Raw genomic sequence first — 20,250 nt, 5'->3', positions numbered from 1 at the left:
GCGGGGGCTTCCCTCGAAGCTCCCGCCACCCCCTCGGCCCTAGCGGGCCCGGGAGGAGGCACCCCCTCCCCGCGACCCGCGATCAGACCATTGACACACGACCCTGAGAGGGATTGACGAGAGTGCTCGACGTCAACTTCTTCGACGAGCTGCGGATCGGCCTGGCGACCGCGGACGACATCCGGACCTGGTCCCACGGCGAGGTCAAGAAGCCCGAGACCATCAACTACCGCACCCTCAAGCCCGAGAAGGACGGCCTCTTCTGCGAGAAGATCTTCGGCCCCACCCGGGACTGGGAGTGCTACTGCGGCAAGTACAAGCGCGTCCGCTTCAAGGGCATCATCTGTGAGCGCTGCGGCGTCGAGGTGACCCGCGCCAAGGTGCGCCGTGAGCGGATGGGCCACATCGAGCTGGCCGCGCCCGTCACGCACATCTGGTACTTCAAGGGCGTCCCGTCGCGCCTCGGCTACCTGCTCGACCTGGCGCCGAAGGACCTGGAGAAGGTCATCTACTTCGCCGCCTACATGATCACGTGGGTGGACGACGAGCGCCGCCAGCGCGACCTGTCGTCGCTGGAGGCCCAGATCTCCGTCGAGCGCCAGCAGATCGAGCAGCGCCGCGACGGCGACCTGGAGGCCCGCGCCAAGAAGCAGGAAGCCGACCTGGCCGAGCTGGAGGCCGAAGGCGCCAAGGCCGACGTGCGCCGCAAGGTGCGCGAGGGCGGCGAGCGCGAGATGAAGCAGCTCCGCGACCGGGCCCAGCGCGAGCTGGACCGCCTGGACGAGGTGTGGAACCGCTTCAAGAACCTCAAGGTCCAGGACCTGGAGGGCGACGAGCTGCTCTACCGCGAGCTGCGCGACCGCTTCGGCACGTACTTCCAGGGCGGCATGGGCGCCGCGGCGCTCCAGAAGCGCCTGGAGTCCTTCGACCTGGACGAGGAGGCGGAGAAGCTCCGCGAGATCATCCGTACCGGCAAGGGCCAGAAGAAGACCCGTGCCCTGAAGCGGCTGAAGGTCGTCTCCGCGTTCCAGCACACCCGCAACAGCCCCAACGGCATGGTGCTGGACTGCGTCCCGGTGATTCCGCCGGACCTGCGTCCGATGGTGCAGCTCGACGGTGGCCGCTTCGCGACCTCCGACCTGAACGACCTGTACCGCCGCGTCATCAACCGCAACAACCGGCTGAAGCGGCTGCTCGACCTCGGCGCGCCCGAGATCATCGTCAACAACGAGAAGCGCATGCTGCAGGAGGCCGTCGACGCGCTGTTCGACAACGGCCGCCGCGGCCGGCCGGTGACCGGGCCCGGCAACCGCCCGCTCAAGTCGCTGTCCGACATGCTCAAGGGCAAGCAGGGCCGCTTCCGGCAGAACCTGCTCGGCAAGCGCGTCGACTACTCGGCCCGTTCCGTCATCGTCGTCGGCCCGCAGCTCAAGCTCCACCAGTGCGGCCTGCCCAAGGCCATGGCGCTGGAGCTCTTCAAGCCGTTCGTGATGAAGCGCCTGGTGGATCTCAACCACGCGCAGAACATCAAGAGCGCCAAGCGCATGGTCGAGCGCGGCCGCACGGTCGTGTACGACGTGCTGGAAGAGGTCATCGCCGAGCACCCGGTGCTGCTGAACCGGGCGCCGACGCTGCACCGCCTCGGCATCCAGGCATTCGAGCCGCAGCTCGTCGAGGGCAAGGCCATCCAGATCCACCCGCTCGTCTGCACCGCGTTCAACGCGGACTTCGACGGCGACCAGATGGCCGTGCACCTGCCGCTCTCCGCGGAGGCCCAGGCCGAGGCCCGCATCCTCATGCTGTCCTCGAACAACATCCTCAAGCCGGCCGACGGCCGCCCCGTCACCATGCCCACCCAGGACATGGTGCTCGGGCTGTTCTTCCTCACCACCGACGAGATCGAGGGTGAGAAGAAGGGCGAGGACCGCTCGTTCGCGTCGGTCGCCGAGGCGATCATGGCCTTCGACGCCGGCGAGCTGTCGCTCCAGGCGAACGTCGACATCCGGTTCCCCGTCGGCTCCGTGCCGCCGCGCGGCTGGACGCCGCCGGTGGCCGAAGCGGACGACGGCGTCGGGGGAGGCGCCGCGGCCGACTCGGACTGGCAGCCGGGCGACCCGTTCCGGCTCCGCACCACCCTGGGCCGCGCGCTCTTCAACGAGCTGCTGCCCGAGGACTACCCGTTCATCCACTACACCGTCGGCAAGAAGCAGCTCTCCGAGATCGTCAACGACCTCGCCGAGCGCTACCCGAAGGTCCTCGTCGCGCAGACCCTGGACAACCTGAAGTCCTCGGGCTTCTACTGGGCCACCCACTCCGGCGTCACCATCGCCATCTCGGACGTGGTCGTGCCGGAGGCGAAGAAGGAGATCATCGCCGGGTACGAGGCCCAGGACGAGAAGGTCCAGAAGCAGTACGAGCGCGGCCTGATCACCAAGGACGAGCGCACCCAGGAACTCATCGCGATCTGGACCAAGGCGACCAACGAGGTCGCCGAGGCCATGAACGAGAACTTCCCGAAGACCAACCCGATCTTCATGATGGTCAACTCGGGTGCGCGCGGAAACATGATGCAGATGCGCCAGATCGCGGGTATGCGCGGCCTGGTGTCCAACGCCAAGAACGAGACCATCCCGCGGCCGATCAAGTCCTCGTTCCGCGAGGGCCTGTCCGTGCTGGAGTACTTCATCTCCACGCACGGCGCCCGCAAGGGTCTCGCCGACACCGCGCTGCGCACCGCCGACTCGGGTTACCTGACCCGTCGTCTGGTGGACGTCTCGCAGGACGTGATCATCCGCGAGGAGGACTGCGGCACCGACCGCGGCCTCAAGCTGGAGATCGCGTCGGTCGGCGCCGACGGCGTGCTGCGCAAGGCCGAGGACGCCGAGACCTCGGTGTACGCGCGCTGCCTCGCCGAGGACATCGTCGTCGACGGCAAGGTGCTGGCCCCGGCCGGCACCGACCTGGGCGACGTGCTCATCGACGAGCTGATCCGGCACGGCGTGGCGACGGTCAAGACCCGCTCGGTGCTCACCTGCGAGTCCGCCGTCGGCACCTGCGCCATGTGCTACGGCCGTTCGCTGGCCACTGGCAAGCTGGTGGACATCGGCGAGGCCGTGGGCATCATCGCCGCCCAGTCCATCGGCGAGCCCGGCACCCAGCTCACGATGCGCACCTTCCACACCGGCGGTGTGGCGGGTGAGGACATCACCCAGGGTCTGCCGCGTGTCGTCGAGCTCTTCGAGGCCCGTACGCCCAAGGGCGTGGCGCCGATCTCGGAGGCCGCGGGCCGGGTGCGGATCGAGGAGACGGAGAAGACCAAGAAGGTCGTCGTCACCCCCGACGACGGTTCCGAGGAGGTCGCGTACGGCGTGTCCAAGCGCGCCCGTCTCACCGCCGGCGAGGGCGACCACGTCGAGGTCGGCCAGAAGCTGACCGTCGGTACGGAGAACCCCCACGACGTGCTGCGCATCCTGGGCCAGCGGGCCGTGCAGGTCCACCTGGTCGGCGAGGTGCAGAAGGTCTACAACAGCCAGGGCGTGTCCATCCACGACAAGCACATCGAGATCATCATCCGGCAGATGCTGCGCCGGGTGACGATCATCGAGTCCGGCGACGCGGAGCTGCTGCCGGGCGAGCTGGTCGAGCGCTCGAAGTTCGAGCAGGAGAACCGGCGCGTGGTGGCCGAGGGCGGCCAGCCCGCCTCCGGCCGGCCGCAGCTCATGGGCATCACGAAGGCGTCGCTGGCCACCGAGTCGTGGCTGTCGGCGGCGTCGTTCCAGGAGACGACCCGGGTGCTGACCGACGCGGCGATCAACGCCAAGTCGGACTCCCTGATCGGCCTCAAGGAGAACGTGATCATCGGCAAGCTGATCCCGGCCGGTACGGGCCTGTCCCGCTACCGCAACATCCGGGTGGAGCCCACCGAGGAGGCGAAGGCCGCGATGTACTCGACCGTCGGCTACGACGACATCGACTACTCGCCCTTCGGCACCGGCTCCGGCCAGGCGGTCCCGCTGGAGGACTACGACTACGGCCCGTACAACCAGTAACGGCCACGGTCACCGCACGCCCCGCAGGGCGGCTCTCCCCCCGGGAGAGCCGCCCTGCGGCGTTCCCGGGGCCACTGGGCGCCCGCGCGGGTCCCGGCCGCCCGTGTGTCCCGGGGCCGCGCTGCGGCAGCGTGTGAGCCGGACGAAGCGGGGTGCGGGGGGCGCGGTGGCGTCAACTTTGCGGTGTCGCGCCGGAACTCCCCCGGCGCCCCGTGCGTCGAGCACAATAGAAGCACGCGGTACGTGGAGACCGCGGGTGGGGAGGTTCCTGAGTGTCCATGCAGCCGTGGGACCACAGCCGGCCCCCGTCCATGCGTGCCGCGCACGCCGACCGGGAGCGGACCGTCGATGTGCTCAAGGCCGGGTTCGCGGAGGGCAGGCTCACCCAGCCGGAGTACGAGCAGCGCATGGCACAGGCGTACGACGCGCAGACCTACGGCGAGCTGCACGCGCTCGTCAACGACCTGCCGCAGGGCCCCGCCGGCATCCCCACGATGCCGGCTGTGGTGCCGCGTACGTTCCAGCCCGTGCCCGTCCTGCCGCCCCCGCGGCGTACGAACAGCTCGGCGATCGGCGCGATGGTGTGCGGGGCGCTGGTGCCGGCGACGTTCGGCGTGACGTTCATCCCGGCGATCGTCCTGGGCCACAAGGCGCGCGCCGAGATCCGCAGGACCGGCGAGCAGGGCGAGGGCATGGCCCTCGCGGGCCTGGTCATCGGCTATCTGACGCTCGGTTTCGTCGCCTTCATCGCCCTCATCGTGGCCGCCGCGGCCGGCAGCGGAGGATAACCATACCCAGGGCTGTCGTCCCTTATGTCTCTTTGTTTTGACCGGAGCGGGTGGCTGTAGGTACCCTCTGACCTTGTGCCTGGGGTGTCCCCGGGTCTTCGCGTGCGCGGGGGCGCTCCCGCGAAGGCGCCGAGGCTGTGACACCGAAGAGCTGCACTTCCCCGTGAGACTGGCGGGGACGTACGGGGCTTGCGACACACCCGACCGCGTGGGTCGGGGGCCGGCCGGTCTTCACGGACAGAACCCCAGGTTAGAAGTATCGAGATCGGCACACAGAAACCGGAGAAACGGTGCCTACGATCCAGCAGCTGGTCCGCAAGGGCCGGCAGGACAAGGTCGAGAAGAACAAGACGCCCGCGCTCGAGGGTTCGCCCCAGCGCCGCGGCGTGTGCACGCGTGTGTTCACCACCACCCCCAAGAAGCCGAACTCGGCCCTGCGTAAGGTCGCGCGTGTGCGTCTGACCAGTGGGATCGAGGTCACCGCTTACATTCCGGGTGAGGGGCACAACCTGCAGGAGCACTCGATCGTGCTCGTGCGCGGTGGCCGTGTGAAGGACCTGCCGGGCGTTCGCTACAAGATCATCCGCGGTTCGCTCGACACCCAGGGTGTCAAGAACCGCAAGCAGGCCCGCAGCCGCTACGGCGCCAAGAAGGAGAAGTAAGCATGCCTCGTAAGGGCCCCGCCCCGAAGCGACCGGTGCACATCGACCCGGTCTACAACTCTCCTCTGGTGACCTCCCTGATCAACAAGGTGCTGCTGCACGGCAAGCGCTCCACCGCCGAGCGCATCGTGTACGGCGCCATGGAGGGCCTGCGCGACAAGACCGGCAACGACCCGGTCATCACGCTGAAGCGCGCCCTGGAGAACGTCAAGCCGGCCATCGAGGTCAAGTCCCGCCGCGTCGGCGGCGCGACGTACCAGGTCCCGGTCGAGGTCAAGCCCGGCCGGTCCGCCACGCTCGCGCTGCGCTGGATCGTGGGTTACTCCCGCGCCCGCCGTGAGAAGACGATGACCGAGCGCCTCATGAACGAGCTGCTGGACGCCAGCAACGGTCTCGGCGCCTCCGTCAAGCGCCGCGAGGACACGCACAAGATGGCCGACGCCAACAAGGCCTTCGCGCACTACCGCTGGTAGTCGAGAACCCCGTATTACGAGAGAGAAGACTGAGCCAACATGGCCACCACTTCACTTGACCTGGCCAAGGTCCGCAACATCGGGATCATGGCGCACATCGACGCGGGCAAGACGACCACCACCGAGCGGATCCTGTACTACACCGGTGTCTCGTACAAGATCGGTGAGGTCCACGACGGCGCAGCCACGATGGACTGGATGGCGCAGGAGCAGGAGCGCGGCATCACGATCACGTCCGCCGCGACGACCTGCCATTGGCCGCTCGACGAGGTCGACCACACCATCAACATCATCGACACCCCGGGCCACGTCGACTTCACCGTCGAGGTGGAGCGCTCGCTGCGTGTGCTCGACGGTGCGGTGACGGTGTTCGACGGCGTGGCCGGTGTCGAGCCGCAGTCCGAGACGGTGTGGCGCCAGGCCGACCGGTACGGCGTCCCGCGTATCTGCTTCGTCAACAAGCTGGACCGCACGGGTGCCGAGTTCCACCGCTGCGTCGACATGATCACCGACCGGCTGGGCGCGACCCCGCTGGTGATGCAGCTCCCGATCGGTACCGAGGCCGACTTCAAGGGCGTCGTCGACCTGGTCCGGATGAAGGCGTTCGTGTGGTCGCCCGAGGCCAAGCTCGGCGAGGCGTACGACGTCGTCGACATCCCGGAGACGCACCTCGAGGCGGCCGACGAGTGGCGGGGCAAGCTGCTCGAAGCCGTCGCCGAGAACGACGAGGAGATGATGGAGCTGTACCTGGAGGGCGAGGAGCCCACCGAGGAGCAGCTCTACGCGGCCGTGCGCCGCATCACCATCAACTCCGGCAAGGGCGAGGGCACCACCGTCACCCCGGTGTTCTGCGGCACCGCGTTCAAGAACAAGGGCGTGCAGCCCCTGCTCGACGCGATCGTGCGCTACCTGCCGTCGCCGCTGGACGTCGAGGCCATCGAGGGCCACGCCGTGGGCGACCCCGACGAGGTCATCGTCCGCCGGCCCTCGGAGGAGGAGCCGCTCTCCGCGCTCGCCTTCAAGATCGCCAGCGACCCGCACCTGGGCAAGCTGACCTTCATCCGGGTCTACTCGGGCCGGCTGAACGCCGGCTCGCAGGTGCAGAACTCGGTGAAGGGCCGCAAGGAGCGCATCGGCAAGATCTACCGGATGCACGCCAACAAGCGCGAAGAGATCGACTCGGTGGGTGCCGGCGACATCGTCGCCGTCATGGGTCTGAAGCAGACCACCACCGGCGAGACCCTGAGCGACCCGGCGAATCCGGTCATCCTGGAGTCCATGGACTTCCCGGCCCCGGTGATCGAGGTCGCCATCGAGCCGAAGTCCAAGGGCGACCAGGAGAAGCTGGGCGTCGCGATCCAGCGCCTCGCCGAGGAGGACCCGTCGTTCCGGGTCAAGACGGACGAGGAGACCGGCCAGACGATCATCTCGGGCATGGGCGAACTGCACCTGGACGTGCTGGTCGACCGCATGAAGCGCGAGTTCAAGGTCGAGGCGAACGTCGGTAAGCCGCAGGTGGCGTACCGCGAGACGGTGCGCCGGCCGGTGGCGAAGCACGAGTACACGCACAAGAAGCAGACCGGCGGCTCCGGCCAGTTCGCGCGCGTCATCATCGCGCTCGAACCACTGGAGGGCGACGGCTACGAGTTCGTCAACGAGGTCACCGGCGGCCGCATCCCCAAGGAGTACATCCCCTCGGTGGACGCGGGCAGCCAGGAGGCCATGGAATTCGGCATCCTCGCCGGATACCCGCTGACGGGCGTGCGCGTACGCCTGCTGGACGGTGCCTACCACGAGGTGGACTCGTCCGAGATGGCCTTCAAGATCGCCGGCTCGATGGCCTTCAAGGAGGCCGCCCGCAAGGCCGCTCCGGTCCTGCTGGAGCCGATGATGAAGGTCGAGGTCACGACGCCCGAGGACTACATGGGCGACGTGATCGGCGACATCAACTCGCGCCGTGGACAGATCCAGTCCATGGAGGACCGGAGTGGTGCCAAGCTGGTCACCGGTCTGGTCCCGCTGTCGGAGATGTTCGGCTACGTCGGCGACTTGCGCAGCAAGACGTCCGGCCGGGCGAGCTACTCCATGCAGTTCGACTCCTACGCCGAGGTTCCCAGGAACGTCGCCGAGGAGATCATCGCGAAGGCCAAGGGCGAGTGAAGCCGTAGGCTGTAGCAAACGGCATACGGGTCATACCGCCGCAGATCCCCCGGGAGCTGCGGCGGGTGCCCCGGCCGCCGACCACAGGCGGACTGGTCAAGGGCATCCCCCTAGGGGTCCTGACCGGTTCGGAACGACCACCTGAACCCCTCCGTAGAAGGCGGGGGGCGTACAGCACCAGTCCACAGGAGGACCCCAGTGGCGAAGGCGAAGTTCGAGCGGACTAAGCCGCACGTCAACATCGGCACCATCGGTCACATCGACCACGGCAAGACCACTCTTACCGCGGCGATCACCAAGGTGCTGCACGACGCTTACCCGGACCTGAACGAGGCTTCGGCCTTCGACCAGATCGACAAGGCTCCGGAAGAGAAGCAGCGCGGTATCACGATCTCCATCGCGCACGTCGAATACCAGACCGAGTCGCGGCACTACGCGCACGTCGACTGCCCCGGTCACGCGGACTACATCAAGAACATGATCACCGGTGCCGCCCAGATGGACGGCGCGATCCTCGTGGTCGCCGCCACCGACGGCCCGATGCCGCAGACCAAGGAGCACGTGCTGCTCGCCCGCCAGGTCGGCGTGCCGTACATCGTCGTCGCGCTGAACAAGGCCGACATGGTGGACGACGAGGAGATCATGGAGCTCGTCGAGCTCGAGGTCCGTGAGCTTCTCTCCGAGTACGAGTTCCCGGGCGACGACGTCCCGGTCGTCAAGGTCTCCGCGCTGAAGGCGCTGGAGGGCGACGCCGAGTGGGGCAAGACCGTCCTCGACCTGATGAAGGCCGTCGACGAGTCCATCCCGGAGCCGGTCCGCGAGATCGACAAGCCGTTCCTGATGCCGATCGAGGACGTTTTCACGATCACCGGTCGTGGCACCGTCGTCACCGGCCGCATCGAGCGCGGCATCCTCAAGGTGAACGAGGAAGTCGAGATCATCGGCATCAAGGAAGAGAAGACCAAGACCACGGTCACGGGCATCGAGATGTTCCGCAAGCTGCTGGACGAGGGCCAGGCCGGTGAGAACGTCGGTCTCCTCCTCCGCGGCATCAAGCGCGAGGACGTCGAGCGTGGCCAGGTCATCATCAAGCCGGGCACCGTCACCCCGCACACCGAGTTCGAGGCGACGGCGTACATCCTGTCGAAGGACGAGGGCGGTCGGCACACCCCGTTCTTCAACAACTACCGCCCGCAGTTCTACTTCCGCACCACTGACGTGACCGGCGTCGTGCACCTCCCCGAGGGCACGGAGATGGTCATGCCGGGCGACAACACCGACATGAAGGTGGAGCTGATCCAGCCCATCGCCATGGAGGAGGGCCTGAAGTTCGCCATCCGCGAGGGTGGCCGGACGGTGGGCGCCGGCCAGGTCACGAAGATCCTCAAGTGACCTGACGGTACGACGTCCCGGGGCCCCGGTTCCGCCTTACGGCGGACCGGGGCCTTTGGCGTGGGCGGGGGGCTGCCTGTTCAGGCAAGTCGGCTTTGGGGGAGAGGTGAATGGAATTCCAATTGCCTGATGAGAGCGGTGCGAAATGCGTCAACGCGCGGAGTTATCCACAGCCCCGAAAGCGGGGGTGGTGAACGCTGCGGGGACTCCTATAGCGTCGGCTTCCTAACGTATCGTCACCGTACCGGGAGTTGATCGTGTCCCCCCGCGCCTTTTCCGCCGCCGCCCTGGCGGCCACCGCCGCCCTGAGCCTGCTGCTGACCGCCTGCGGCAGCGACGGGGAGGACGGCGACACCAAGCCGGATGACAAGATCCAGGGCGCGGACAAGCCGAAGGAGTCCCCGTCGCCGACCGCGGAGGAGGCAGCGGACAGACCGGAGATCAAGCTGCCCGAGGACGTCCGGGTCGTTGCCGACTGGTCGGAGACCGGCAAACCAGCCGAGGACGCGATACTGCGAGACACGGAGCAGCGTATTGCCGCGATCGAGATGGCTCTCGCGGAGCAGGATCCGACGCACGCGGCGTTCCGCTTCTACTCGGAGGGGGAGGCTGCCGCTGCGACAGAAGAGTACGTGAAGGCGTACGTGGATGAGGAGGCCCGCCTCACCGGAACGATCCGGTTGTACGAGCCGACTGTGACGATCAGGGACGACGGCACGGCCACACTGGTCTATTGCGAAGACCAGAGCAAAGCGTTCGACAAATATCTGAAGACCGGCGAAGTCAACAAGACTCCTGTCACGAAGAACAGCTACTTCAGTCACGGTGCCACGCTTCGGAAGGACGAGCAGGGCACGTGGGTCACGATGACGGACGTAACAACACAGGGGGCTTCATCATGTCAGCCCTGAAATTCGCGCGCGCGGCGTTAGCCGGGGCGTTACTTGTCGCCGCTGTCACGAGCAGCAGCTTCGTGGCGCATGCGGAAGGGGAGATCGGCAACGGCACCGGCAATGTCGAAGAGCCACCCAGCGGCCCGGGTGGCGGTGCCGAAGGGCAGAATCTGTACGCCGAGGCCGGTGGGGTGGTGTTCGATGAGTCTGAGAACGGGGGCGGGGGTGGCTCCGGGGGGTCCGGGGGAGGCGGGGCGTTGGAGCCCGTGGGGGACTGGGCGCCGCCGCCCTGTTGGTACGCGCCGCTCTACACACCCAGGCAACTGAAGAAAGAGATGGAGCACACCTGGTCCCTGGAGTCCACCGGCTACCAGTGGGACGCCGAGCAGCGCGCGAAGTACTCCCAGGGCGGGGACAAGCCCGGCACCTACGAGGACTTCAACATGGCCAAGTCCGGCGACGGCTACTGGTGGGACGGCTACGTGCCGGACGGCGGTGCTGGTGTCCCCGGTGCGCTGGACTGTGACGACGGGCCGTTCTGGGTGGACGAGGGCGATCCGCCGCCGGCGGAGTATCAGGACGCCGTGACGCCGCAGATCCTCTCCGAGATCGCGTACAACCGCATCCGCGTGCCGGACACGGAGATCAACCTCAAGCCCGACGCCGAGAACGCTCAGAAGGTGAATCTCCCCACCTGGGCCTGGCTGGACGCCGCCACCTTCGAACCCGTCTCGGTCACCGCGGAGGTCCCGGTGCTCGGGATATGGGCCAGAACCACGGCCACCCCGGTGTCCCTCACCCTCGACCCCGGCACCGCCGACGCCGAGCTGCACCCCTCCTCGGGCACCTGCCCCATCAACGACGACGGCTCCATCGGCACCCCGTACACCGCGGGATCCGCGGAGGAGACCCCGCCCTGCGGGCTGACGTACCTGCGTGCCACGCCGGACGGTGAGACCTACACGTTCCGCGCGACGATCAACTGGTCCATCGAATGGGAGGGTTCCGGCGACACGGGCGGTGATCTGCCCGACGGCTCCTTCGGCGCGACCACCGAGCTGGAGGTCGACGAGATCCAGTCCGTCGTCCGATGACGCGGGTCAGGAGGGGCACGTGAGCGATCTGTACGTGGACATGGAGACCCTCGACCGGGTCCGGCACAACATCGAGCGCATATCGGAGCTGATGAAGCGGCCGGGGCGGGAGATGGAGGACGTCGACGGCTGGTCGATGGGTGTGGATGCGCTGGCTCGTCGAATGGACGACTTCGGCAACGAGTGGTCGTACGGCATCGGGCAGATCGAGAAGTTCTCGGACGCCGCGTCGGAAGCTCTGCTGAAGGTCAAGCAGGAGTTCCAGCGGGTGGACGGTGAGCTTGCCGATGCGCTCCCGCGAACGCGCTCCCAGGCCGGCGGGGGACGCAAGTGAGTGAGTCACGGCCGGCCGACTTCTCCTCCCTTGGGTTCATGCCGTGTCCGGGTGACGTGGAAGGCGCTGAGGACGTCGCGAAAGTGGTGCGGCGGACGGCGCGGGCGCTTTCGGAGATCTGCCACGTGTTGCACGGGACCGGCCCCGGCGACTGGAAAGGCAAGGCGGCGGAGGCTTTCCGGGAGAAATTCGATGACGACTTCCGGCCCAAGATGGACGAGGCTCGTGACTCGTTCGGCATGGCCGCCACGGCCCTGGAGGGCTGGGCCGAGTACATGCGCGTCGAGCAGGCTACGGCACGCCAGTTGGAGCGGGAGGCGGAGGACGCCGAGCGCGAACTGGGCAAGGCGCTACGCAGGCTGGACGCGGCCACCGATGACGAGCCGCCTGCCGAGGGCTCCCCGGACCGATACCGGAAAGCCAGCATGGCAGGGGCCAAGCCCGATCGGGCCGGAGAGGAGGGGCAGCGCCGAGAGGCGCAGGGCGCGGTCGACAACGCGTCCCTGCGGCTGGAAGACGTGCGGCGCCGCGCCCGCTCCCTCGCGGACGACTACCGGGCCGAGGGCCAGATGGTCGCGAACCGCCTCCGCGGCGCGATGGAGATCGCCCCTGACGAGCCGGGGCTGTTCGACAAGATCGCCGACACGATCAGCGATCTGTCCGGCTCGTTCGGCGAGTACCTGGAGACGGTGACAGAGGGCATCGCGAAGCTCGTCGACGACGTCGTCCAATGGGTGGAGGACCACGCCGCCAACATCGCTGCGATCGGAGATGTGTTCGCGGCCGTCAGTGCTGTTCTCGGGGCTGTCTCCATGGCGTTCTACTTCGCGGCATGGGCGACTCGGGTTCCCCACCTCGCAGTGGTCGGTGGTGCCATTGGACAAGCTGCGGCCGGCACGGCGACGATCGCTTTCGCTGCGCACAGCGTGGCGCGGATGGCCGGCGCTGACGTTTCGGACCGCACGCTTGCGCAGGATGCCGTAGGAGCTGTCCCGTTTGGGGCGAACGTGAGATTCATTGGGAATACCGGGCAAGCTATCGCGAGGAGTTCGCATGCCTCCGGTGCGTCCAATCTGGGATTGGTCGACTCCTGGATCGGGCTGCACGCGAACCCGCAGGTATTCGAGAACTTCGTGCCGAAAGGCAACCGACAGAAGGCAGAGATGTTCCTGCCAGGGGGAGCCGGCACGATGCTTGTCGCCTTCGAGAATGCATGGAAGTCAGCCTGAGGGTCACGAAAGGGGATCACGGGGCCGTGGATGACAGGGAGATCATCAGCTACTTCGACGGTCGCGCGACCTTCGACATTACGATCTCTAACGGTCGGGCCTGGGATGTGCCGAAGATTATCGATATGGCCTACGAGTTCGGCTATACATTCAGGTTCGTCTACTACGGCCCGGGAATCCAGCGGCTTGTGTTCGAGCGCGACGACGGAGAGCATGGCCGTTCCAGGGCCTGGTGGTCCGTCGCCCACTACCGTCAGTATGGGGTTTGGGGGCGCCCGCAACCGCGGGTCTCACTCCCTGTACACATGGGCCCCCGTATCGACCCGTTGGAAGCGGCCAAGGCGCGTTACGCCCTGGGCATGCTTCGGAACAAGGCATGGGGTCTGCGCGTGTCAGCAATTCTTGCTGCGCTGATCGCGATCGCTGTCTGGAGTTTTCACGACAGGGTAGAAGTTATCATCCCGATCTTGCTCGTCGGGGTCCCCTTCGTTCTCGTCGGAGCTCTCACGCCATGGTTGCCTAGTAGGCGTCTCAGGCGGCATCAGCAGACTGTGGAGACATTCGAACTGCAACAGGCGGTTGAGCGGGGATTCATCCCGCCCCCGTCGCCTCATAACGAAGATTGAGGGCGAATCCCATGGCATTGGTGACCTTCGAGGTTCCTGCGGGCTACAGTCAGATGCCTGTCGGGCTGACTCTGGCCCAGACCCGTGAGTTTGTGGCCGGCCCTGCTGCTGTGACGGAAATCGCGGGCGACGAAGCGGAGAACCAAACGGTTCAGCTGCAGCAGTGGTCTACTGCGTTGCAAGCGCTCGGCGCCATGTACGCGGGGGCGTACTGGCCGGGGGAGGGGGACCTGTCGCGGTTCGGCGTTCTGCTCGTGGCTGCTCAGCCTCTCACCTACGGTGACGCTCACCTCGCCTCGCGAGGACTCCCGCATGCTCTGCGCGGCCCCGAGGACGATGCGATAGCCGCCAAGCCGTTCGACTTACCGTGTGGACCGGCGTCCGTCTTCGCACGGCAGATCGGCCTGCCGGCGGAGGGGGAGCGGTCCGCCGCTGAGGGCGGTGCTGTGGTGCCGGTCGGTGAATTCCAAGCGTTCGTACCGGTGCCCCGGGAGTTGTCGGCCGGCCGTGAGGAGATGGTTGTGGTCGCTGTCCAGACGCCGGATCTGGACCACTGGGACATGTACGCGCAGCACCTCGTGCTCCTGTTGAAGAGCATTCAGTTCGACGAGGAGCCCAGGAGCGACTGAGGGGAGCGACTGAGGGACGTGGGCACCCCAGCTCCGCGGGAGAGCGCGGAAAAGCGTTTGAGCGGGGTGGTGTTGGGGGCTAGCGTTGGGGGTGGACCGTGGAGTCGGCTTGTGGAGGTGAGACCCGTGAACGCAGTTATCGGTGGGTGCTCCCTCGATCCGTCACGGTCCGGCGGCTGACGTTCGGTGTCGCCAGGAGCGCCTGAGATCGAGGCACTCCTGGAGGGAGACGCCGATGGATGCGAAGCCTTTCCTCTCCGGCCTGAGCGACGACGCGGTGACGATCACCCGTGTCGCGGACAGGCACTGGCAGGCACTGGATGACGACCTGGTCGTCGGCAGCGGGTACGCGGAGTACCGGGCCGACGGCCGTTTGTTCGTCGGTATCGACGCCTGGCACCCGGACACCTTCGACCGCATCGCCCGGGCGATGCTGCCGGAACTGCCCGCGCCGCTGTACACGGTGGTCGACGAAGCCGACGCCGGGATGACGGACGCCTGGCGGCGGGCCGGGTTCACGGTCGGGCGCCGCGAGTGGGAGTACGTCATGGCGACTGACCCGCGGGACACCGGGCTCGACGGCGCGCTGCCGCCCGCCGGCGTGACGGTCGTTCCCGCCGGTGAGGCGGACGAGGGTCTGCTGCGGGCGGTGGACCGTACGATCCGGGACGAGGTCGAGGCGGCGGCCGGGTGGTGGCAGTCGATGCCCGCGGAGGTGATCATCCGCCCCGCGGGCGACACCGTCGTCGACCCGGCGAAGTACGCGGTGGCCGCCGCCCCGGACCGCTACCTCGGCCTGATCCGCGTGGTGACCGTGAACCGGTCCCGCGTCGGGCTCGTCGCGGTCCGGGCCGGCGAGCAGCGCCGCGGCATCGCGCGGGCGCTGCTCGCGCACGCGCTGGGGACGTTGCACCGCTCCGGGACCACCGCGGCCTGGACCGAGGTCCACGAGTCCAACCGGGCGGCCACGGCGCTGTTCGAGGGCATCGGGGCCCGGCCCGTGAGCAGCAACCTGGAGCTGGTCCGATGACGAAGGACAAGAACGTCATCGAGGCCGAGGGCCGGGTCGTCGAGTGCCTGCGCAGCGCCATGTTCACCGTGGAGCTGGAGAACGGCCACCGGGTGCTCGCGCACATCAGCGGGAAGATGCGCAAGCACTACATCAGTATCAACCTGGAGGACCGGGTGCTGGTGGAGCTGCCGCCGTACGACCTGGCGCGCGGCCGGATCGTGTTCCGGTACCGCAACTAGCGCGGTCACAGGGCCCCGGCCGCGGCGCTGCCGCCGCCGGGGCCCGCTACGGTGCGGGGGAGAGGCACGGAAGGGGCACGGGGTGGAACTGGCCGGGGAGCTTCGCCGGCCGCGGACCGTCGAGGACGCGGTGGCGGAGCAGCAGCGGTTGCGGGGGCTCGTACGGGCGGAGTCCGTGGGCGACGCGGCGCGCTGGCGCACGGCGGCCGGCGTCGACGTGGCGTACGACGACGAGGCGGGGGTGTGCGCCGCTGCGGTTGCGGTGCTGGACGTGGCGAGTCTGGATGTGGTCGACGCGGTGACCGCCGTGTCGCGCATCGAGTTCCCGTACGTCCCGGGCCTGCTGGCGTTCCGCGAGATTCCCGCGGTCGCGGCGGCGCTGTCCGCGTTGGCCGGCGCGCCGGACGTGTTCGTCTGCGACGGCTACGGCGTCGCCCACCCCCGCCGCGTCGGCCTGGCGAGCCACCTGGGGGTGCTGACGGGGATTCCGGCGTTCGGCGTGGCCAAGAACCCCCTGTACTTCCGGTGCGACGAGCCGGGGGCCGAGCGGGGTTCGTCGACACCGCTGCTCGACGGGGCGGAGGCGGTGGGGCGCGCTCTTCGTACGCAGCCGGGTGTGAAGCCGGTGTACGTGTCCGCGGGCCACCTGGTCGGGGTGGACGAGGCGTGCGCGGTCACGCTCGGACTGGCGAGGCGGTACCGCCTCCCCGAGACGACGAGGGCCGCGGACCAACTGTGCCGCGGGGCGCTGGCGGAAGCGGGACCGGCCGGGCCCGCTCCGTCCGGCGGGGCGCCTTCGTCCGCGTAGCCGCGGTGCGCGGTCCGGTCCGCCGCGGGCGCCGTACACTCCTTCGATGCCTGCCTCCGGCGCGACTTCGCGGCGCGCCAGCGTCGAGACGCTCCTGACGGATCTCCATGCCGCACCCGTCCGCGTCACCGCCTGGGAGCGGTTGGAGCCCTGGGCGGTCGCGCGCGTGACGCTCCGCGGCGGGGCCGCGCCGCGGACCGCCGTCGTCAAGTGGGTACGCGACGGGCCGGGGGAGCCCCGCACCGAGCCAGGGCGGTTGCATACCGAGGTGGCCGCGCTCCGGTTCCTCTCCGACGACCTCGGCCTCGCGCTCGCCCCGCGCACCACCGCGCCTCCCCCCACCTCGCCGGCTGGGCCCGCCGCACCGCCGCCCTGCTGCGCCGCCGCTGGCCGGACGCGGACCTGGACTTCACCGACCCCGCCGCGTTCCCGCCGTACACGGCGCGCCGGCCCTGACGCGCCGGGCGGGGCCTCAGCGTGCGCCCGTGCGGGACCGGTCGAAGTGCGCGCGGTACGCCGTGGGCGTGGGGCCGACCTGGGCCGCCATGTGCTTGCGCAGCGAATCCGCGCTGCCCGCGGAGATGCACGAGGCGCTCGTGAAGCCCGGCCACCCGTTCGTCGTCGATTACTCGGAGACGGAGAAGGCCCTCGGGGTGGCGGCGACGGTGGTGGACGAGTGCTGAGGGAGGTGGTGTGAAGGGCCGGGCGGGCGTGTGGGCGTGTGGGGCCCGGGGTGAGAAACGCTTCCTCCCGCGGGACCCGCCGGGAGCAGGAGGCTTCTCCTGACGACGGCGGCCGGCGACCACCAGGACGGAAGAGCCCCCACGTGATCTCGTCGGGGCAGCGGCGACCCGTTCCGAGGTCTTCACGAGGCGACAACTGAACTGTACGATCGCAAACTATGATGGACAGTGCGTTCGCCTCCGCGAGCGGCGGCGTGGCCCGGACCATCAGGGCTCACCGCGAGGCCCGCGGCTGGTCCCTCGGTGCGCTGGCGGGCCGGACCGGCCTGTCGAAAACTCTGCTGTCGACGCTCGAATCCGGCGCCGGCAACCCGTCGCTGGAGACGATGTGGCGGCTCGCGCGCGCCTTCGACATCACGCTCGGAACGCTGCTCGGCGAAGAGAACGTGCCGGAGACCCGGGTCATCCGGGCCGACGACGGTCCGTCGATGACGTCGGAGAGCGGCCTGGTGGCGCGTCTGGTCCTCGCCGAGGGCCGCAGCCACCGCACCGAGATCTACGACGTCCGCGTCCTGGCAGGGACCCCGTATACCAGCCTGCATCCGCCCGGCACCGAGGAACTCGTGTACTGCACCGAGGGCTCGCTGGAGGCGGGCCCGGAGGGCCGGGAGGTGGAACTGTCTGCAGGCGACGCCCTCTGGTTCCCGGGTGACGTGACGCACCGGTACTTCTCCCGCGAAGGGGCCCGCCTGCTCTCCGTCATGAGCTATCCGCCCGCGCGGTACGGCGACGTGAGCGGCAGTCCGGAGACGTACCGGACAGCCAGGCAGCAGGGCGGTTGAAGCGCCGCCCGACTCGACCCGGAGGTGGTTCGTGAACGACACACAGCACACACCCGCCAAGCGCGTCATCCACACGCCGAACGCGGTGCTGCCCGTCGGCCCGTTCCCCCAGGCGGTACAGGCCGGTGACTTCCTGTTCATCTCCGGCACCGTCCCCTACGACTCGGCTCGCGAGGAGGTCGTGGAAGGCGGTATCGAGGAACAGACAGCGCACGTCATGGGCAGCATCAAGGCGATACTCGAAGCGGCCGGCGGCACACTGGACGACCTCGTGAAGGTCACGATCCACATGAAGGACGTCGACGACTGGGCCAGGATGAACGCGGTCTACGAGACGTACTTCGACGACTACCTCCCGGCCCGGATGACGATGCAGTCGCCGCCGCCGCTGGGCTTCCTCGTCGACATCGACGCCATCGCCCACCTCCCCGGCCGGTGAGCCGGGGCGCCCGGCCGTCCTCGTGAAGACCGCTGAAGCACCCGGGATCCCTTCCGGTCCAGCCGGGCCGGACGGGATCTCGTCATGCGGTTGGGAGGGGAGCAGGCGCGCGGGGCCGACTCGGGGGCAATGTGATTGCCTCCGCGCCGCGTGCTGCGCATCCTGCGGGGATGCGCTTCTCCGCCAACATCCCGAACTTCGGCGACTTCGCCGACCCCCGCAACGTCGTGGCCGTCGCGACCGCCGCCGAACAGGCCGGCTGGGACGGGCTCTTCGTCTGGGACCACGTCCTGCACCGACGCCACCTGGGCCGCCCCTTCGGCGACCCGTGGATGCTCCTGACCGCTGCCGCGCTGGCGACCGACCGCATCCGGCTGGGCACCCTGCTGACCCCCGTCCCCCGCTACCTCCCGCAGCAACTCGCCCGCCAGGTCGCCACCCTCGACCAGCTCAGCGGCGGCCGCGTGATCTTCGGCGCCGGCCTGGGCGGTCCCATCGAGGACGAGTACCGCAGCTTCGGCGACACCGCCGAGCCGCGGGTGCTCGGCGAGCGGCTGGACGAGGGCCTGGAGCTGCTTCAGAGCTTCTGGTCCGGAGAGCCGGTGACCCACCGAGGCCGGCACTTCGAGGCCCAGGACGTGACCCTCCTGCCCGCCACCGCCCAGCAGCCCCGCCCGCCGGTGTGGATCGGCGGCTTCTGGCCCCGCCGCCCGCCCATGCGGCGGGCGGCGAGGTGGGACGGCGCGGTGCCGTTGTTCGAGTCCTCCCGCCACGGATACGTACCGGACCTGGCGGAGGTACGGGATCTCTTCGCCTACGTACGCGAACACCGCGCGGCGGCCGGGGCCGAGGGCCCCTTCGAGTACGTACTCGGCGGCGCGACACCCCCGGACCCGGCGAAGGCGAGGGACATCGTGGGCCCACTGCGCGACGAGGGCGCCACGTGGTGGGACGAACGGCAGGTCCAGACGGGCCCGGAGCTGGACAGCCTGCCGGCGGTACTGCGCCGGGTGGAGGCGGGTCCGCCGGTGGTCGAGTAGGGGGTGGAGGCGGGTCCGCCGGTGGCGGGTGGCGGGTGGCCGGTGGCCGGTGGCCGGTGGCGGGTGGAGAGGGTGCCGGGGGTGCGGGTCGGTCTGGGTTCGTGCCGCGGGGTCTTCCGGCCTGGTTCTCCCCGGCCCCACTTCCCCCTCACGCCCGCCCAAGGGTATGCGCGTGCTCTGACAACGGACCCGGTCAGCGGTGCGGTGGGCGTCCCCATCTCCCCTCACACCCACCCAAGGGTATGTGCCTGCTCTGACAACGGACCCGGGTCCCGGGCGGGGCCGGTGGGTCTGGCGTGTGTGGGGCGGGTGCGGGGGGCGGGTGCGGGGGGTGCGGCGCCGGGATGGGCGGACGGTACGCGGCGTGGGGCGGGTGCGGGGGTGCGGCGCCGGGGTGGGCGGTCGGTACGCGGAGTGGACCGGGTGCGGGGGTTGCGGCGAAGGGAGTGGCGGTGTCGTTGGGGCTCCCCCCGGGCCACCCCGCTCTTTCAGTGTGGGCCTGCGTCCGCCGTCAAGGGCGTTCCCTCCGCTTCGCTGCGGGAACGTCGCTACGCGATGGGGCTTCGCCCCACCCTTGACTGCGGACTCCGGCCTTGGACAGACCGGCAGCTAAGGGTGGCCCAGGGGGAGCGGGCACCCTCGAACCGAATCTACGGATGCAGAGCCCCGCGGACGGAGAGGCGGACCACCGGAGCCGGCTCTGCCCGATCGCCGAGGCGTCCCTGCGGACGGGGGCGAGCCACCGGGAGTTGGGCTCGCCCGGTTGCCGAGGCGTCCCGGAGCCGGGGGCGGACCACCGGGGCCGGGCGCGCCCCGATCGCCGAGTGCCGCGGACGCCGTGGGTCGGGTCACCGGAGC

The 20,250-nt window shown here is 69.1% G+C and carries 19 protein-coding genes; all 19 read left to right on the top strand.

The window, feature by feature from the left end:
• The first annotated feature begins 122 nt into the window (after positions 1-122).
• The 19 genes from FB457_RS03265 to FB457_RS03165 all read left to right on the top strand — a co-directional run bounded on the left by FB457_RS03265 (position 123) and on the right by FB457_RS03165 (position 19,392).
• Positions 123-4,049 carry a DNA-directed RNA polymerase subunit beta' gene (locus tag FB457_RS03265; protein ID WP_047017550.1) on the top strand — a complete coding sequence of 1,309 codons (3,927 nt, stop codon included), beginning with the start codon at positions 123-125 and terminating at the stop codon, positions 4,047-4,049.
• Positions 4,050-4,360: 311 nt separating this feature from the next.
• The gene (locus FB457_RS03260; RefSeq protein ID WP_145780876.1) at positions 4,361-4,837 is read left to right on the top strand and encodes a DUF1707 domain-containing protein; all 477 of its coding nucleotides are present in this window, start codon (positions 4,361-4,363) and stop codon (positions 4,835-4,837) included.
• Between the two features lie 290 nt (positions 4,838-5,127).
• A complete protein-coding gene (rpsL, locus tag FB457_RS03255) occupies positions 5,128-5,499 on the top strand; it encodes a 30S ribosomal protein S12 (RefSeq protein ID WP_003948652.1) in 372 nt (123 codons plus the stop codon).
• A gap of 2 nt (positions 5,500-5,501) precedes the next feature.
• Positions 5,502-5,972 (top strand): 30S ribosomal protein S7, encoded by a 471-nt coding sequence (gene rpsG / locus FB457_RS03250; protein WP_027771073.1) that lies wholly within the window; start codon positions 5,502-5,504, stop codon positions 5,970-5,972.
• A gap of 39 nt (positions 5,973-6,011) precedes the next feature.
• Positions 6,012-8,132 carry an elongation factor G gene (gene fusA, locus FB457_RS03245; protein WP_145780719.1) on the top strand — a complete coding sequence of 707 codons (2,121 nt, stop codon included), beginning with the start codon at positions 6,012-6,014 and terminating at the stop codon, positions 8,130-8,132.
• A 198-nt stretch (positions 8,133-8,330) separates the two neighbouring features.
• On the top strand, positions 8,331-9,524 hold the full coding sequence (tuf, locus tag FB457_RS03240; protein ID WP_027771071.1) for an elongation factor Tu: 1,194 nt from the start codon (positions 8,331-8,333) through the stop codon (positions 9,522-9,524).
• Between the two features lie 257 nt (positions 9,525-9,781).
• A complete protein-coding gene (locus FB457_RS03235; protein WP_047017552.1) occupies positions 9,782-10,435 on the top strand; it encodes a hypothetical protein in 654 nt (217 codons plus the stop codon).
• Positions 10,423-11,511, top strand: a complete 1,089-nt coding sequence (locus FB457_RS03230; protein ID WP_145780717.1) for a hypothetical protein — start codon at positions 10,423-10,425, stop codon at positions 11,509-11,511. The genes FB457_RS03235 and FB457_RS03230 overlap by 13 nt, the downstream gene beginning before the upstream one ends.
• A gap of 19 nt (positions 11,512-11,530) precedes the next feature.
• Positions 11,531-11,845 (top strand): hypothetical protein, encoded by a 315-nt coding sequence (locus tag FB457_RS03225; RefSeq protein WP_145780714.1) that lies wholly within the window; start codon positions 11,531-11,533, stop codon positions 11,843-11,845.
• A 56-nt stretch (positions 11,846-11,901) separates the two neighbouring features.
• On the top strand, positions 11,902-13,074 hold the full coding sequence (locus FB457_RS03220) for a putative T7SS-secreted protein (RefSeq protein ID WP_145780713.1): 1,173 nt from the start codon (positions 11,902-11,904) through the stop codon (positions 13,072-13,074).
• A 26-nt stretch (positions 13,075-13,100) separates the two neighbouring features.
• Entirely contained in the window at positions 13,101-13,700 is a 600-nt protein-coding gene (locus tag FB457_RS03215) for a hypothetical protein (RefSeq protein ID WP_145780711.1), read from the top strand.
• Positions 13,701-13,711: 11 nt separating this feature from the next.
• A complete protein-coding gene (locus tag FB457_RS03210; protein WP_145780709.1) occupies positions 13,712-14,329 on the top strand; it encodes a hypothetical protein in 618 nt (205 codons plus the stop codon).
• 235 nt (positions 14,330-14,564) lie between these two features.
• Complete coding sequence (locus FB457_RS03205) at positions 14,565-15,359, top strand: GNAT family N-acetyltransferase (RefSeq protein WP_047017557.1); 795 nt, start codon at positions 14,565-14,567, stop codon at positions 15,357-15,359.
• Positions 15,356-15,580, top strand: coding sequence for a translation initiation factor IF-1 (gene infA, locus FB457_RS03200; RefSeq protein WP_145780707.1), 225 nt, complete (start codon positions 15,356-15,358; stop codon positions 15,578-15,580). Before FB457_RS03205 ends, infA begins: the two co-directional genes overlap by 4 nt.
• A gap of 82 nt (positions 15,581-15,662) precedes the next feature.
• Complete coding sequence (locus tag FB457_RS03195; RefSeq protein ID WP_047017558.1) at positions 15,663-16,388, top strand: endonuclease V; 726 nt, start codon at positions 15,663-15,665, stop codon at positions 16,386-16,388.
• 524 nt (positions 16,389-16,912) lie between these two features.
• Positions 16,913-17,071, top strand: a complete 159-nt coding sequence (locus FB457_RS03180; RefSeq protein WP_347615386.1) for a hypothetical protein — start codon at positions 16,913-16,915, stop codon at positions 17,069-17,071.
• 218 nt (positions 17,072-17,289) lie between these two features.
• Positions 17,290-17,913, top strand: coding sequence for a helix-turn-helix domain-containing protein (locus FB457_RS03175; protein WP_052770432.1), 624 nt, complete (start codon positions 17,290-17,292; stop codon positions 17,911-17,913).
• Between the two features lie 31 nt (positions 17,914-17,944).
• Positions 17,945-18,352 (top strand): Rid family detoxifying hydrolase, encoded by a 408-nt coding sequence (locus tag FB457_RS03170; RefSeq protein ID WP_047017560.1) that lies wholly within the window; start codon positions 17,945-17,947, stop codon positions 18,350-18,352.
• 170 nt (positions 18,353-18,522) lie between these two features.
• Positions 18,523-19,392 (top strand): LLM class flavin-dependent oxidoreductase, encoded by an 870-nt coding sequence (locus FB457_RS03165; protein ID WP_145780705.1) that lies wholly within the window; start codon positions 18,523-18,525, stop codon positions 19,390-19,392.
• Positions 19,393-20,250: the final 858 nt, after the last annotated feature.

It is taken from the genome of Streptomyces sp. CNZ287, assembly GCF_007827615.1.
The sequence above is the reverse complement of the archived record's forward strand: the minus strand, read 5'-3'. Positions and strand labels throughout refer to the sequence as shown.